This is a genomic window from Allofournierella sp. CML151 (assembly GCF_027853465.1).
Lineage (GTDB): Bacteria > Bacillota > Clostridia > Oscillospirales > Ruminococcaceae > Allofournierella.
The window spans coordinates 37,238-50,794 of the sequence record NZ_JAPNNW010000022.1 but is presented as its reverse complement, the minus strand read 5'-3'; the positions used below and the strand labels follow the sequence as shown (position 1 = coordinate 50,794).

The 13,557-nt window shown below is 50.9% G+C and carries 14 protein-coding genes; 5 read left to right on the top strand and 9 right to left on the bottom strand.

The window, feature by feature from the left end; translation table 11 throughout:
* Positions 1-26: 26 nt before the first annotated feature.
* Entirely contained in the window at positions 27-692 is a 666-nt protein-coding gene (locus PH256_RS13210; RefSeq protein ID WP_270914544.1) for a hypothetical protein, read from the bottom strand.
* 27 nt (positions 693-719) lie between these two features.
* Entirely contained in the window at positions 720-1,151 is a 432-nt protein-coding gene (locus tag PH256_RS13205; RefSeq protein ID WP_270914543.1) for a hypothetical protein, read from the bottom strand.
* 840 nt (positions 1,152-1,991) lie between these two features.
* Between PH256_RS13205 and ilvA the strand changes: the two genes are divergently transcribed.
* The 5 genes from ilvA to PH256_RS13180 all read left to right on the top strand — a co-directional run bounded on the left by ilvA (position 1,992) and on the right by PH256_RS13180 (position 7,869).
* On the top strand, positions 1,992-3,182 hold the full coding sequence (ilvA, locus tag PH256_RS13200; protein ID WP_087184563.1) for a threonine ammonia-lyase: 1,191 nt from the start codon (positions 1,992-1,994) through the stop codon (positions 3,180-3,182).
* 52 nt (positions 3,183-3,234) lie between these two features.
* Entirely contained in the window at positions 3,235-4,902 is a 1,668-nt protein-coding gene (gene ilvB / locus PH256_RS13195) for a biosynthetic-type acetolactate synthase large subunit (protein WP_270914542.1), read from the top strand.
* A gap of 2 nt (positions 4,903-4,904) precedes the next feature.
* Positions 4,905-5,411: an acetolactate synthase small subunit gene (ilvN, locus tag PH256_RS13190; protein ID WP_087295867.1), complete on the top strand. Its 507-nt coding sequence runs from the start codon at positions 4,905-4,907 to the stop codon at positions 5,409-5,411.
* A 90-nt stretch (positions 5,412-5,501) separates the two neighbouring features.
* On the top strand, positions 5,502-6,518 hold the full coding sequence (gene ilvC / locus PH256_RS13185) for a ketol-acid reductoisomerase (RefSeq protein ID WP_270914541.1): 1,017 nt from the start codon (positions 5,502-5,504) through the stop codon (positions 6,516-6,518).
* A gap of 169 nt (positions 6,519-6,687) precedes the next feature.
* On the top strand, positions 6,688-7,869 hold the full coding sequence (locus PH256_RS13180) for an ATP-binding protein (RefSeq protein WP_270914540.1): 1,182 nt from the start codon (positions 6,688-6,690) through the stop codon (positions 7,867-7,869).
* Positions 7,870-8,219: 350 nt separating this feature from the next.
* Here the strand turns inward: PH256_RS13180 and PH256_RS13175 are convergent, their stop codons facing one another.
* The 7 genes from PH256_RS13175 to PH256_RS13145 all read right to left on the bottom strand — a co-directional run bounded on the left by PH256_RS13175 (position 8,220) and on the right by PH256_RS13145 (position 13,076).
* Positions 8,220-9,122 carry an SMODS-associated NUDIX domain-containing protein gene (locus PH256_RS13175; protein WP_270914539.1) on the bottom strand — a complete coding sequence of 301 codons (903 nt, stop codon included), beginning with the start codon at positions 9,120-9,122 and terminating at the stop codon, positions 8,220-8,222.
* A gap of 7 nt (positions 9,123-9,129) precedes the next feature.
* Positions 9,130-10,506, bottom strand: coding sequence for a nucleotidyltransferase (locus PH256_RS13170; RefSeq protein ID WP_270914538.1), 1,377 nt, complete (start codon positions 10,504-10,506; stop codon positions 9,130-9,132).
* Positions 10,507-10,618: 112 nt separating this feature from the next.
* Positions 10,619-10,843, bottom strand: a complete 225-nt coding sequence (locus PH256_RS13165; RefSeq protein ID WP_270914537.1) for a DUF2188 domain-containing protein — start codon at positions 10,841-10,843, stop codon at positions 10,619-10,621.
* Between the two features lie 14 nt (positions 10,844-10,857).
* The gene (locus PH256_RS13160; protein ID WP_270914536.1) at positions 10,858-11,133 is read right to left on the bottom strand and encodes a DUF3892 domain-containing protein; all 276 of its coding nucleotides are present in this window, start codon (positions 11,131-11,133) and stop codon (positions 10,858-10,860) included.
* A 353-nt stretch (positions 11,134-11,486) separates the two neighbouring features.
* On the bottom strand, positions 11,487-12,005 hold the full coding sequence (locus PH256_RS13155) for a helix-turn-helix transcriptional regulator (protein WP_270914535.1): 519 nt from the start codon (positions 12,003-12,005) through the stop codon (positions 11,487-11,489).
* 30 nt (positions 12,006-12,035) lie between these two features.
* Complete coding sequence (locus tag PH256_RS13150) at positions 12,036-12,509, bottom strand: restriction endonuclease subunit S (protein ID WP_270914534.1); 474 nt, start codon at positions 12,507-12,509, stop codon at positions 12,036-12,038.
* 27 nt (positions 12,510-12,536) lie between these two features.
* Entirely contained in the window at positions 12,537-13,076 is a 540-nt protein-coding gene (locus tag PH256_RS13145) for a hypothetical protein (protein ID WP_270914533.1), read from the bottom strand.
* Positions 13,077-13,557 lie beyond the last annotated feature (481 nt).

Genomic DNA, 13,557 nt, shown 5'->3' with positions numbered 1-13,557 from the left:
ATTTTAAACTATGATTCGTAGGTTTGTTACCTGCATTCCTTCTTCATGGCAAAGTAGCCGATGAGCACCGTCCACACATAGGCGCAGGTCTTGGGGATCATCAGCATACCGATCATGGGAATGGTGTCGGCCCAGAGCACTACAGGGATGTAGAAGCCGAAGCTCAGCACGATGGTCAGCCACATCCAGCGGAAGGCCCGGTCGTTATGCTCCTTGGCACTGCGGTAAAACAGCAGGATGATCAGCAGACCCAGCAGCGCGAAAGGAATGTTGCGGTAAATGCCCCAGGAGAGCGGAGATTCCGCGCTGAGCCACTGGTTCTGCGGCATCATGCACAGGGCCACGCGCACAGCAGAAAGGATATACACCGCGGCGGTGAGGCCGTTTTGGCCAGTGATTTTGTAGCGCTGCCGCCATACGTAGTAAAGCAGCACATAAAATACCGTCATGGTGACGGACGTAATCCACTTGCCCAGCCCCAGGGGAACGGTGTAGTTCTCCAGACCGGTGGTGCACAGTGCCAGCGCCCGGGGAATCAGATGGAAGGAATCACCTGCGCCCAGTACCACAGCCATCCAGCCAAACAGCCGGAACTGACGGTCGCCCTTGCTCCCCCGAATCATTAAAACGCCAATGGTGATGACCGAAATCAGATAAACCGCGTCAAATGCGGTCTCCACAATTGCCTGCATTGTTTTCTCCTTTTCTGTTTTGTTCTTTTATTTTGCATCAGAAGCTGTGGCGGATACCGCCTTGCCCCAGTTGCAGCCAAACAGCAGCCCGGCCAGCAGCAGCGATGCGCCCAGACCGGTATAAAACACTGCAATGAATTGCTCCGGCGCAAGACCACTGGCCCGCAGCCCGATACCGCCGCTCATCATCACCGCCATAATGGCAAAGGCTTCTTTGTCAAAAAATTTCAAAAAGAAATGCCGTTCCTCTTCATAGCCGCTAATTCGTGCGGTGTGCTTTTTCACCAGCTTGCCAAAAATGAACACCTGAAACACCGCGAATACCACGGCAGACAGCAGAAAATTCAGCACGGATCGATGGGCCGGATAGCTCATCAGGCCAATGCGCAGAATGTTGAACCCTGCCGCGCTCCATACCAGGCAGGCCAGAAGCAGCAGCGTATTGCGTTTTACCATCATGGAATACCTCCTATTGAACATTGTTCAGTATCAGGGATCAAAAAAGCCCCGCAGAGCGTCTGCACGGCCTGATTCCTTTTTCATGGACTGCTCCGCCCCGCCTTTTCCCCATTCTGTGGAACAAAGCAGCATCCGAGCCAGTTCTGAACGCCGTTCATTATACTTTGCTCTGCCTTTCCTGTCAAGAGGGCCCAAAATTTTTTCTGTGCATAATGTACTTTTTATTGCTGAAATCCGCTCCTTTTTCAATTTTTATGTGTATTCTAATAAAGCAATAAAGTTTTTTTTCGTGAAATCCATTGACATCCGTTTCCGGGAATGGTATATTGAACAAAATTGAATACGAAATGAAGGCTGTGACGAAGAATGGACCAGGATGATCCGCTGCAGAGAGCCGGTGGTTGCTGTGAATCGGTGCAGATTGCCTGACTCCTCTCCCTTCTGAGCTGGAGACTGAATCCCCGCTTTTTGGGGCAGTAGGGCATCCCGTGTATGCTGCGTTAACGCATAGAAGTTGTTTGACTTCGAACCAGAGCAAAGGCTGTGACGAAGACGGACCTGCAACGAATTTCACAGAGAGCCGGGGATGGTGTGATCCCGGTAAAGGACTGCAGTGCTTCCCATCCCTTCCGAGCCGGAGGCCCCAACGGTTTTCCCAGTAGGCGTCTCCCGAGCATGCTGCGTCAGTGCATAGAAGTTGTTTCGACTTCGAAGAGGTGGCGGATCTGTGTATCCGCAATTTGAGTGGTACCGCGAGTGTATTTTACACCCGTCTCAAAGCAAAATTCGCTTTGAGACGGGTGTTTTTCGTTTCAGAGCAGGAAAAGGAGTAAAAAAATTATGCTGTCTCTCGACAAGGTATTCGACGCGCAACAGGTTTTGAAAAACATCGTGCGGGAAACCGGCGTGGTCCGGGCATACGGGATCGCCCCGGACTGTGAACTGTATCTGAAACCGGAAAATCTGCAGATTACCGGCTCCTTCAAGGTGCGCGGTTCCGCTTATAAAATCGCCATGCTGTCGGAGGAGGAAAAAGCGCAGGGCGTAATCGCCTGCTCGGCCGGCAACCACGCCCAGGGTGTGGCGCTGGCGGCTTCCAAAAACGGCATCCAATCCATCATCTGCCTGCCGGACAACGCTCCCATCTCCAAGGTGGAGGCCACCAAGGGCTTCGGCGCTCAGGTCTGCCTGGTGGAGGGCTGCTATGACGACGCCTATCAAAAGGCACTGCAGCTGAAGGAGGAAATGGGCTACACCTTCGTTCATCCCTTCGATGATGAAAACGTGATCGCCGGTCAGGGCACTATCGCACTGGAGATCCTGCAGGATCTGGATAACATTGACGCGATCATCGTTCCCATCGGCGGCGGCGGTCTGATCTCCGGCATTGCCTACACGGTCAAGCAGATTCGCCCCTCGATCAAGGTATACGGCGTGCAGGCAAGCGGCGCGCCCAGCATGTACAATTCCATCCGGGACGGCTCCATCGAATGCCTGGACAGCGTGCAGACCATTGCCGACGGTATCGCGGTCAAGCAGCCCGGCCAGAACACCTTCCAACTGGTCCACGATTATGTGGACGACATTGCACTGGTCACCGACGATGAAGTGGCCTGCGCCATCCTCGCGCTGATTGAGAACCAGAAGATGATCGCCGAGGGTGCCGGTGCGGTGGCGGTGGCCGCCGCCATGTTCGGCAAATTCCCCATTCAGGGCAAACGGGTCGTGTGCGTGATCTCCGGCGGCAACATCGATGTGACCAGTCTGTCCCGCGTGATCGACCGCGGCCTGCGCAATTCCGGCCGTTCGTCCAGTCTGCTGATCGAGCTGATCGATAAGCCCGGCCAGCTGAAGGACATCTCCCGCATCATCGCGGACTGCGGCGGCAACGTGACCGGTGTGCACTACGAAAAGGGCAACACCGAAAGCGTTCACGGCTGCTTTTTGCGCATTGAGATGGAAACCCGTGACTTCGAGCATGTGCGCCTGATCACCCAGTCGCTGCGCAACGAAAACTTCAAGATCATCTGATCTTCCCCCCCCCCCGCACTTCAGAAAATCCAATCGTAAGGAGGAAACCACCATGACCCTTTCCGGCGCAGATATCCTGGTCCGCACCCTGATCGAGCAGGGCGTCGATACCGTATTCGGCTATCCGGGCGGCCAGATCATCAATGTATACGATAGTCTTTATAAATACCAGAGCGAAATTCATCATGTACTGACCGCCCATGAGCAGGGTGCGACCCATGCGGCAGACGGTTATGCCCGCACCACGGGCAAGCCCGGCGTGGTAATCTCCACCTCCGGCCCCGGCGCCACCAATCTGGTGACCGGCATCGCCACCGCTTATCTGGATTCCATCCCGCTGGTGGCTCTGTGCGGCAACGTTCCCACTACCCAGATCGGCACCGACAGCTTCCAGGAGATCGACATCACCGGTGTGACCCTGCCCATCACCAAGCATAATTACTTCGTCAGCTCGGTGGAGGATCTGGCCGACACCATCCGCGAGGCGTTCCAGCTCGCTCAATCTGGTCGCCCCGGCCCGGTACTGATCGACATTCCCAAGGACGTGCAGATTGCCACCTGTGAGTACACGCCTGCCCCGCCGGTCACCGCCGACGAGCCGGTGAGTGCCCCCATGGCACAGGTGGAGCAGGCGGCGGTTCTTATCAACGCCGCCAAACGCCCCTTCATCTATTTTGGCGGTGGCATGATCGCCGCTGCCGCCCAGGAGGAGATGCTGGCGCTGGCCGACGCCATTGATGCCCCCATCGGCTGTTCGCTGGCGGGCATCTCCGGCATCCCCACCGACCATCCCCGCTTTCTGGGTATGCAGGGCATGCACGGCCACTACGCCTGCTCGCTGGCAATGCACAACGCGGACCTGATCATCTCTCTGGGTGTTCGCTTCAACGACCGGGTTACCGGCAACCGTTCCAAATTCGCCCCCGGCGCACGCATTGTACAGGTGGATGTGGACGGCTCCGAACTTTCCAAAAACATTCCCGCCACTGTGGGACTGTGGGGTGACGTGAAAAAGACTCTGCAGGCGCTTCTCCCCCTCATCCGGCCCTCCCAGCTGCCGGGGTGGCAGAGTGTGGTCGCACAGCTGCGGCAAGAGGAGGAGGAAAGCCTGGACCACCGCCCCGGCCTGACCCCGCGCAACGCGATTATGGCGCTGAACGAACGGCTCAGCCCCTCCACCCCGGTGGCCACCGATGTGGGCCAGCACCAGATGTGGGCTGCGCAGACCCTGCGCTTCTGCCAGTCCCGCCGTTTCGCTTCCAGCGGCGGCCTGGGCACCATGGGCTACGGCATGGGTGCTGCGATCGGTGCCTATTTTGCCACCGGCGAGCGTACCGTACTGGTCACCGGCGACGGCAGCTTCGGCATGTGCCTGAACGAGCTGGCCACCGCGGTCAGCAACCGGATTCCCCTGGTGATTCTGCTGATGAACAACGGTGTGCTCGGCATGGTACGCCAGTGGCAGACCCTGTTCTTTGACAAGCGCTACTCCAACACGGTGCTGAACCGGAGCACCGATTTCGTCGCCCTGGCCAAAGCCTTTGGCGCGGCCGGTGAAACTGCCGACACCCTGGAGGAGCTGAACGCCGCACTCGACCGTGCCTTCGCCTCGGACGGCCCCTATCTGATCGATTGCGCCATCGAAAAAGACGAATTCGTTCTGCCCATGCTGCCTCCCGGAGGAAGCGTGGAGGAAATCATTACGAAGGTAGGTGACTGAAGATGAATCGATACACCATCGCCGTACTGGTCCGCAACCAGTTTGGCGTTCTGAACCGGGTGACCAGCATGTTCCGCCGTCGCCAGTTCAACATCACCGCTCTGACGGTGAGCGAAACCGAATCCAATCAGTATTCCCGCATTACCGTGGTCTTCAGCGGCGATGCACTGAAGGAGCAGCAGCTGATCAGTCAGCTGCAGAAGCTGCCGGATGTTTGCTCCATCCGCCAACTGCACAGTGAGGATTCCATCAGCTGCGAGCTGCTGCTCATTAAAATGGCCAACGAGCCCTCCACCCGGGAAGAGATTCGCGCTGCCGCTTCTGCCTTCGGGGCCGACACCGTGGACTATTCTCAGCATTCCATGGTCTTCCGCCTGACCGATACCAGCCACCGCATTGACGATTTCCTGGATTTCATGCGTGACTATACCATTCTGGAAATCTGCCGCACCGGCTGTGTTTCCCTGCAAAAGGGCAGCGCCACTCTTCGCCAGGATGTGGACGAATGAGCATTCTGATTTGCTTTTTCTAAGGCGGCACCGCATTTTTCCGCCGGTGCCGCCCCAACATACAAACTATAAAGAAAGAGGTACATTACAATGCAAAGAATTTTTTATCAGCAGGACTGTGATCTCCAGAAGCTGGCAGGCAAGACCGTTGCCATCATCGGCTACGGCTCCCAGGGCCACGCACACGCGCTGAATCTGAAGGAAAGCGGTGTGGACGTGGTAGTCGGCCTGTATCCCGGCTCCAAGAGCTGGGCCAAGGCTGAGGCTCAGGGCATGAAGGTCATGAACAGCGACGAGGCCGCCAAGGTTGCCGACGTGATCATGATCCTGATCAACGACGAAAAGCAGGCTGCTCTGTACAAGGAGAGCATCGAGCCCAACCTGACCGAGGGCAAAACCCTGGCCTTTGCTCACGGCTTCAACATCCACTACGGCTGCATCAAGCCGCCCAAGAACGTCAACGTGATCATGGTTGCCCCCAAGGGCCCCGGCCATACCGTTCGCAGCGAGTATCAGGCCGGCAAGGGTGTTCCCTGCCTGGTGGCCGTGGAGCAGGATGCCACCGGCGACGCGCTGGAGATTGGCCTGGCCTATGCCCTGGGCATCGGCGGTGCCCGTGCCGGTGTGCTGGAAACCACCTTCCGCACCGAGACCGAGACCGACCTGTTCGGTGAGCAGGCCGTGCTGTGCGGCGGTGTATGCGCTCTGATGCAGGCCGGCTACGAAACCCTGGTGGAGGCCGGTTATGACCCCCGCAATGCCTACTTTGAGTGCATCCACGAGATGAAGCTGATCGTAGACCTGATCTACCAGAGCGGCTTCTCCGGCATGCGCTACTCCATCTCCAACACTGCGGAGTACGGCGACTATATCACCGGGCCCAAGATCATCACCGACGAGACCAAGAAGGCCATGAGCAAGATTCTGAAGGACATCCAGGACGGCACCTTCGCCAAGGACTTCCTGCTGGATATGTCCTCTGCGGGCAGCCAGGTACACTTCAACGCCATGCGTAAGCTGGCTTCTGAGCATCCCAGCGAAGTGGTTGGCCAGGAAATCCGCAAGCTGTACAGCTGGAGCGACGAGGAGCAGCTGATCAACAACTAATCTCCTCCCCCCCGCTGTTTTTCAAGCATCGGCCCGCCTGGTTTTCCAGACCGGGCCGGTGCTTGCCGTTTTTTGCAGAGGAAATCTGCATCCCTGGATTTTTCCGCAAAGGAGGTGGGCGCGCACCGGAGCAGGGCTTCGTCTGCCTTGCTCGGGCGCGCCATAGGATATGAACCCAAAGGAATTGAAGCTGCTTGCCGTCCGGCTTCAGGCGCTGGCCCTGTTCCGCTCTCTGCGTACTGACCCGGTACTGGCCGCACTGGAAGACTTTCTGGCCGCCCCGGACCCGGAGCGCTACGCGGCGTTTGTCTGCGCCCTGTACGAGGCCAACGGCGGCGATCTGACCGGACACATTGAACATCTTTGCGCCAACAGCGATACGGTATATGTACGGATGCTGGGTGCAGGCAAGCAGCCCGGGCCCCATCTGCAGCATGCGCTGCAAACGGAGTTGGCCACCCTGCAGCAGGTCGCCTACCTTGAGGCTTCCTGCCTGCAGACGTTGATGGAAAACTCCGATTTTCTGCCGGAGTACCAGTGCCGGCCGATTGACCTGCCCGCCCTGATTCTGCACCGGTTGAAAAACATTCACCGCTACGGCTACGGTATCTACGCCAGTCATGGTATGTTCTGCGTGGACGATGCGGGCCAGATTCTGCCGGTATCTCATCCGGACCCGGTGGCGCTGTCCGATCTGGTGGACTACGAAGCGCAGCGCGCGGTGATTCTGCAAAACACCCAGGCGCTGCTGGAGGGAAAACCCGCCGCCAACATCCTGCTCACCGGCGACGCAGGAACCGGCAAATCCTCTACCGTGAAGGCGGTGGGAAATAAGCTGTTCGACCAGGGGCTGCGCATCGTGGAGGTCCGCAAGGACCAGCTACGGGTCATTCCTCAGGTGCTGGAACAGCTGTCCGCCAATCCGTTAAAATTCATCCTCTTCATCGACGATCTTTCCTTCGTGAAGCAGGACGATAATTTCAGCACCCTCAAGGCCGTGCTGGAGGGCTCGGTGACCGCAAAATCCCGCAATGTGGTAATCTACGCCACAAGCAACCGCCGCCACATCGTCCGGGAATCCTTCTCCGAGCGCGACGGCGACGAGGTGCACCGCAACGACACCATGCAGGAGCTGGTTTCGCTGTCGGCCCGGTTCGGCATCCACATCACCTTCTCCAAGCCGAACAAGAGCACCTACCTGAATATCGTGCATCATCTCGCCCGAGCCGCCGGGCTGAAGCTGTCGGAGGAAGAGCTGGATCTGCGCGCCGAACAGTACGCGCTGGAACGGGGTGGCCGGAATGCACGCCTGGCCCGCCAGCTAGTGGACCGGCTTCTAAGTGAGCAATAAACCAGCTTGCCATAGCACAACTCAGAGTCTTGTCAAAAGCGAGGGTCCCTTTGTACTAAAACAATAAAAAGGTCTAACTGATCAGCAAAAATCAGTTAGACCTTTTTCTTTTCGGATAAGAGGATTTTTCAAGAGCCGCAAACCCAGTGTTTATGCGGGTTTGCGGACTCTTATATCCACTTTTACCTTATTCGAACTCGCTCTTGCCAAGCTTTTTCTAAACAAATTTGTTTGTACAATTTTGCTCAGAGTATTGGTATTCTTTTCATTATTCAGATAATGGAGACTATCTGATTTTTTGTTGCCAGGATGTTGCCAAGTTGAAACGATATAAAGCCCCAGTCGCTATCTTAACAATTATTGAGTGGTACAGTATATACTTTTCCGACACCTGGGATTTTTAGCAGTTTCCCTTCATTTTCTTGAATAGTTTTCTTGGTATGGTCACCAATGGACTCCATAAGATTTCCAGTAGATGTATTAATTCCAAGCGAAATAATCTCTTGGGCTGGAACAAAACGATATCTATCAGACGGTTCTTCCATCATTCTTCGTAAGTCCGCCTCTTGCTCAGGTGAAGGCATTAACTCAACCACATCAGCAAGAAGAAGTTCATAAGTCTGAAAGTGTTCTCCGAATTTGAGCTCTGTCATGTGTCTACCGCAAAATCGATATGTGATATGATCCCAGTTGACAATCCCTGTTTTTATAAGCTCTTCTTCAAATTCGCGACTCAAATTCTCGATCCGCTCACGCTCTGCTTTCTTATTAAAGCGCTTAACGAATTTTCGCAGGTATTTATTCTCCATTCTGAGCCGATAATCATCACGAGAGGACTCATCAATTGGCACCTTATCATCATCTTTTACGAAGAAAAGATTTTTCAGCTCTATTTTTTCATTGCCTTTCAGTTTATAAACGCCGCCTACCGGTTGAAACTTTCCTGTTCCACGTTCATTTTTAATCAAGAGATATTTGTCACTTATTTTGATCCGATAGAGATAAGCAAATGAAATACGAATAAGAGTGTCATCCTTAATAAAACCGCCACGCTTTAGTTTTCTTTGAGATACCTTCCAATTTGTTGTATCCATAAGATCTTGAATTGAGTGCCAAAGTCCCGGAAGAGAAAAGCCTAGCACAACTCCTGATAAACTGCTTCCGGCAGGCAAATTTTTTATTTCAAAAACAAATATGACTGCGATGGAAATAATGGATAGAAAACCAATTCCTATCAGCCTCACAATTTTCATGAAGTTATTACCTACCAATCGGAATATCAATCCTTGATTTTGCAACACACACTCCATTCTTGATAATATAACATTCTATATAGTGGTTCCCAAAAAAACGGCTGTGCTCAATTAAGGTCTTTCCCTTTTCAACAATTTGACCTCTGAGTTGATTTCGTCTTTCGGCTTCAGGTCCAACATTTTTGACCTTCCAAAAAATCTTATACGGCGGTGGGCAATTGGTATATTCCATCACACAACGAATTTCAAAATTATGCGGCAAGTAACGCCTCAGCAGTGATAGGAATTCGGATAATAGCTTAGGTCTCCATCCGTCTCCGCTTACATAGCAAGAAATTTTGCAACGATATGAAAGATTAACTGGGTACAAATCCTCAATAAATTGCTCTGTATCAGAAAAAGACCGTACAGATTTAATAATTAGCGTTGAAAATTGTGAATAGTTAGAAGACTCGGAGAGCTGCTCATTCCAAAAATCATGATTAAAAAAGCCATACCAAGCTTGAAGTGCATCTTCTTTCGTGCAATCACCTTTGAATAAAACATCCAAATCTTCTAGTTTACTTTTAAGCCGATTCTTCCAGTTAGTCATTTTCTGTGTATCAATTTGCCTTGGGGTCAAGTCTCTGCCGTTATCTACAGGAGCAGCAACAGACACATCTGTCTCAAGTCGGACTACAATCTCTTTCATCGTATAATAGAACAGCTCATCTATACGATCATAAGAATCCTGTAATTTTTCATCACACAAGACAGTTTGTAGCAATCCGCTGGGCATATTCTTCCATGTGTCTCTGGATTTGCAGAACATTTTTGAAAGACGAACCACTTTTCTAAGTTTTCCATTAGAAGCTTTATTCTGCTCTGTGAACCACTTAGTTAAGTCTTTAAGTTCGCGCTCCGTCCAAGTAGTTCCGGCGTGTTCATATATCCAGCGCTTATTCTCAGTATCATAATGCCGCCTGTAAATAGCAAAATCAATATGATAACCGTCTGAGTATTTAATTCGAACACAGCTAGTTTTAACTTCTGGTTCTGCATTAAATTGTTTTGTTTTCCTCTGAAGTGCATTTGCTACCATATTTCTAGTAGCTTGAGCCCCTTTATCGCCAAGTGTAGACTTATCGAAAACAACAGCAACATCGATGTCGTAATCACCATCTTCATTTTGGACAACAGTTGACATAGCAACACTACCCTGCACACATGTCTCCGCAATGGAATAAGAAGTATTATTCTCTTCGTTATACTCTTTTAATCCATCCTTAAGACGCTGTATATTTAGGTCTTTTTTGCTATGTAAATTAGTCTGTTTTGCCTGGGATAAAACAACAGAATCATTATAGAAAGAAGCAAATTTAGATGATAGGTCATACATACTCATAATTTGTAAACCTCTTAATTTCATCGATGATATAGCCCAAAGTTATACAAATTTATGCAGATTATCCATGGGGCGGGTTTATGCCTGGTACCCATAAACCCACCCCGTCTGTTCAGCCTTCCGGAGGATACGGATCGTTTCCGTAGGAGTCTCTCTCCCGAATGCGCCCATCCACTCCATGAACAAACAATTCAGCTTTCTGATTACGTACGATTTCTCTGGCTACGGCAATAGCTTCCGCCTGAGTCTCAGTACGAATCGTAGCTCTGGAGTTTTCTGCGCCCTTCACCTGCCAGCCTCCATCCGGATGCGGCATCACATGCTGATTTTTTCCCATCAATAATTCCTCCTTCACTCGCGCGGCAGGTCAAGAAGGTTATCGTGCGTATAGTCATTGGGAGTAGAGCGCACATACTTCTCACCCGCGCTACTGGTGGCAGGAACCACATTGGGGTAAGGCCAAATTTTCACTTGGATAGCGCCGGGGTTCTCTTTCAAAAAGTCATGAAGGACAGCCTTCTTGAAAAAACCAGGATCTTTACAGCCTTCGATGTAAACGGAGTCAATCTCCAAGAGGCTACCGGAACTGTAGCAGCCATGTTTCATTTTGATTTTTGTCGCGTACATAAAGTCCCGTTTCCTTTCTCCGCATAGATGCGGTCATCATTGGTTGTTAGGAACATCTATTCAAAACAGCCAAAAGAAAAACTCGGCCACAAGGAATAAGTCAACTTCGTGAAATATCCCATATTGAACCGAGCTCAGAAACGTGATATAGTAAATGTGTCTAAGGGAAACACAGTCTATATCATGCTTCTGAGCATCGTATTCTGTGTAGACGCAAGATACAGCGCAACGGGTACCAGCCGGAGCGCTGTTTTCTTTTGCCTGGAATCTGGAATGATTATAGCAAGACAGGAGGAAATCCGTCAACTATATATTGTGTTCATTTTTTTACAAGCACAATATATATCGTTTCGCTAGCCGTTTTCGACCTCCTCGATAAGGTCAAACAGTGATGGTTCTCCGGAACTTTCTTCCTGTTCACGGAGAGCAATGATTGCGTCTAACCTAGCACCCATTTTTCTGTTGATAAGGGCTGCTGTTTTCAGCTTGTCCAGTTCACCACTATCAGCAGTTGCCAAAAGCATCTTCATGGAAAACATGTATTGAGCCATTGCCTGCTTGAATGTAACGGACTCAAAAATCTTATGGAAGTCTTGTTCTTTGACTCGTTTCCCTTTCGAATTTTGAGTGAGTTCCTGAGCCCTTGTGCTGGTATCAGTTACCATCTTCTTGGCGACTTCATCCAATTCTTTCTCGTAAAAATACTCCGGACCTATACCGTAGTAGATTGACAGTTTTTCCTGGTTACTGCTGGAGGCAACAGAGGTTCCGTTTTCCCAGTTTGCCACGGTGACACGATTGACATTGATGGCCTGAGCGATCTGTTCCTGTGTGGCCCCATACAGTTCTCGGATCTGTTTTAAGTTGTTCATAGGCGTTCACCTCATGCTCCGCATTATACGTCAAAGCGTCGCATTTGTCAAGACGCTACAAAAATTTGTAGCGTATTGACAAATTTTAGAAGAAAGCAGTTCTACTGAGCTCTCCTCGCTGGGATTATTAGTGCTCAGCTCACCGCGGAAAGCGCGGGCGAGGATGGCTTTTTTGATGAAGTTGATCTGCTCCAGCACCCCTTCGGCGGCTTCTTTGGCCAGCTGCTCTTTGGCGAGTAGATTGTCAAGGATACGGACAATTTCGGCCTGTTCAGAAAAAGAAGGCAAGTTGATTACTATTGCCCCCAATTCTTTGGAATTAATGTTATTGATCCCAGCGGATGATTTTTTCTTTTTGAACATTTGCATCCTTGCATCAGTAGAATTTAAATATATAACTAAATAATTTGGAACTACCGATTCTAACGGCTGAATCCGTATTAAAAAAGAGGCATGAGCGTATTCCCTGTCTAATTGTGGTACAAGAACGCTTTTTCCAACCAATTCTCTACTACCGTTCGAGCGAACAATTTAAATGTCATTCTCATGAATTTGATTTTCGTCAGAAATATCCTTATGAGATAGAAATTTGAGATCTTCAAAACTTAAGCCATCATCTGCGATATTAGGTATTCTAAAAACAGGCATTCCTTTATAAGAATAATCGCTTTTTTCAGAGGTTCCGTATTTGAAGCCTATGACAATTTTAGATAGTGTTGTATTATCCCAACTCTCCATCCCCACGCCGTGCTCTTTTCTCCATTGGGCGGTGAGTTCGCCGGTGAAGGCTTTGTGGAGGATGGCGGCTTTGCGGATTTCAAAGCTGTCCAGTGCATCCTGCGCTTTTTGCTTGGACTCATCCAGCTTGGCGAACAGGCTTTCAATACGGTCAACAATAGTTCTCGTGTACCGCTGCAGCGCATGAAGAATATCCACAAGATCCTGCGTGAGGAGGCCCTCCCGGAACAGCACGCTGATCCGATTGACCGCTGTATTTTCGGAAAGCAGCATGATCCGATCATAAGTAAACATCAAGTTCACAACTGTTTCGCCGATCATCCCTAACTTCATCAGGCAAGAGTTTGAATCTGAATAAAGATATGCTCCTGTTCATTGCTGGCAGGGTGTCAAACATAGGCGATGAGAAAATTTGTATGATCAACCATAACATTGTGGTACCAGATATCATCTCTAAGCGATCTTCCTCAGACTACTTTCTGGTGTGATCAACAATTAGGATATGCCCGTGAAAATCACTTCCGATTATATCATCATACATTATTCTCCATATTACAGCAGTTTGCTGCGTAGCCATAACCGAAAGGTGATGCTCTGGAGGATTGGGGTAACTCCCCAACAAGCTGTTTTTGCAGGAAGTCTCGATAAGAGAATCCTCAAAAACGAGTAAACTTGTCCAAGTTTACATTGCTTGCCACATTATGAAATCACAAAACCATATCAATCATGACATTCTTGGAAGATGCGGTAATCAAATTCTCCCTCTATTTTCCCTGTCCGCAACGGTGGCGACGGTCGCAACGGTACTGGGAGT

Excerpts from the sequence above, each read along its gene's own strand:
- PH256_RS13180 (WP_270914540.1), top strand. The coding sequence starts at position 6,688 with ATGAACCCAAAGGAATTGAAGCTGCTTGCCGTCCGGCTTCAGGCGCTG.
- ilvC (WP_270914541.1), top strand. The coding sequence starts at position 5,502 with ATGCAAAGAATTTTTTATCAGCAGGACTGTGATCTCCAGAAGCTGGCA.
- ilvB (WP_270914542.1), top strand. The coding sequence starts at position 3,235 with ATGACCCTTTCCGGCGCAGATATCCTGGTCCGCACCCTGATCGAGCAG.
- ilvA (WP_087184563.1), top strand. The coding sequence starts at position 1,992 with ATGCTGTCTCTCGACAAGGTATTCGACGCGCAACAGGTTTTGAAAAAC.
- ilvN (WP_087295867.1), top strand. The coding sequence starts at position 4,905 with ATGAATCGATACACCATCGCCGTACTGGTCCGCAACCAGTTTGGCGTT.
- PH256_RS13155 (WP_270914535.1), bottom strand. The coding sequence starts at position 12,005 with ATGAACAACTTAAAACAGATCCGAGAACTGTATGGGGCCACACAGGAA.
- PH256_RS13170 (WP_270914538.1), bottom strand. The coding sequence starts at position 10,506 with ATGAGTATGTATGACCTATCATCTAAATTTGCTTCTTTCTATAATGAT.
- PH256_RS13175 (WP_270914539.1), bottom strand. The coding sequence starts at position 9,122 with ATGAAAATTGTGAGGCTGATAGGAATTGGTTTTCTATCCATTATTTCC.
- PH256_RS13210 (WP_270914544.1), bottom strand. The coding sequence starts at position 692 with ATGCAGGCAATTGTGGAGACCGCATTTGACGCGGTTTATCTGATTTCG.
- PH256_RS13145 (WP_270914533.1), bottom strand. The coding sequence starts at position 13,076 with ATGAAGTTAGGGATGATCGGCGAAACAGTTGTGAACTTGATGTTTACT.
- PH256_RS13160 (WP_270914536.1), bottom strand. The coding sequence starts at position 11,133 with ATGTACGCGACAAAAATCAAAATGAAACATGGCTGCTACAGTTCCGGT.
- PH256_RS13165 (WP_270914537.1), bottom strand. The coding sequence starts at position 10,843 with ATGGGAAAAAATCAGCATGTGATGCCGCATCCGGATGGAGGCTGGCAG.
- PH256_RS13205 (WP_270914543.1), bottom strand. The coding sequence starts at position 1,151 with ATGATGGTAAAACGCAATACGCTGCTGCTTCTGGCCTGCCTGGTATGG.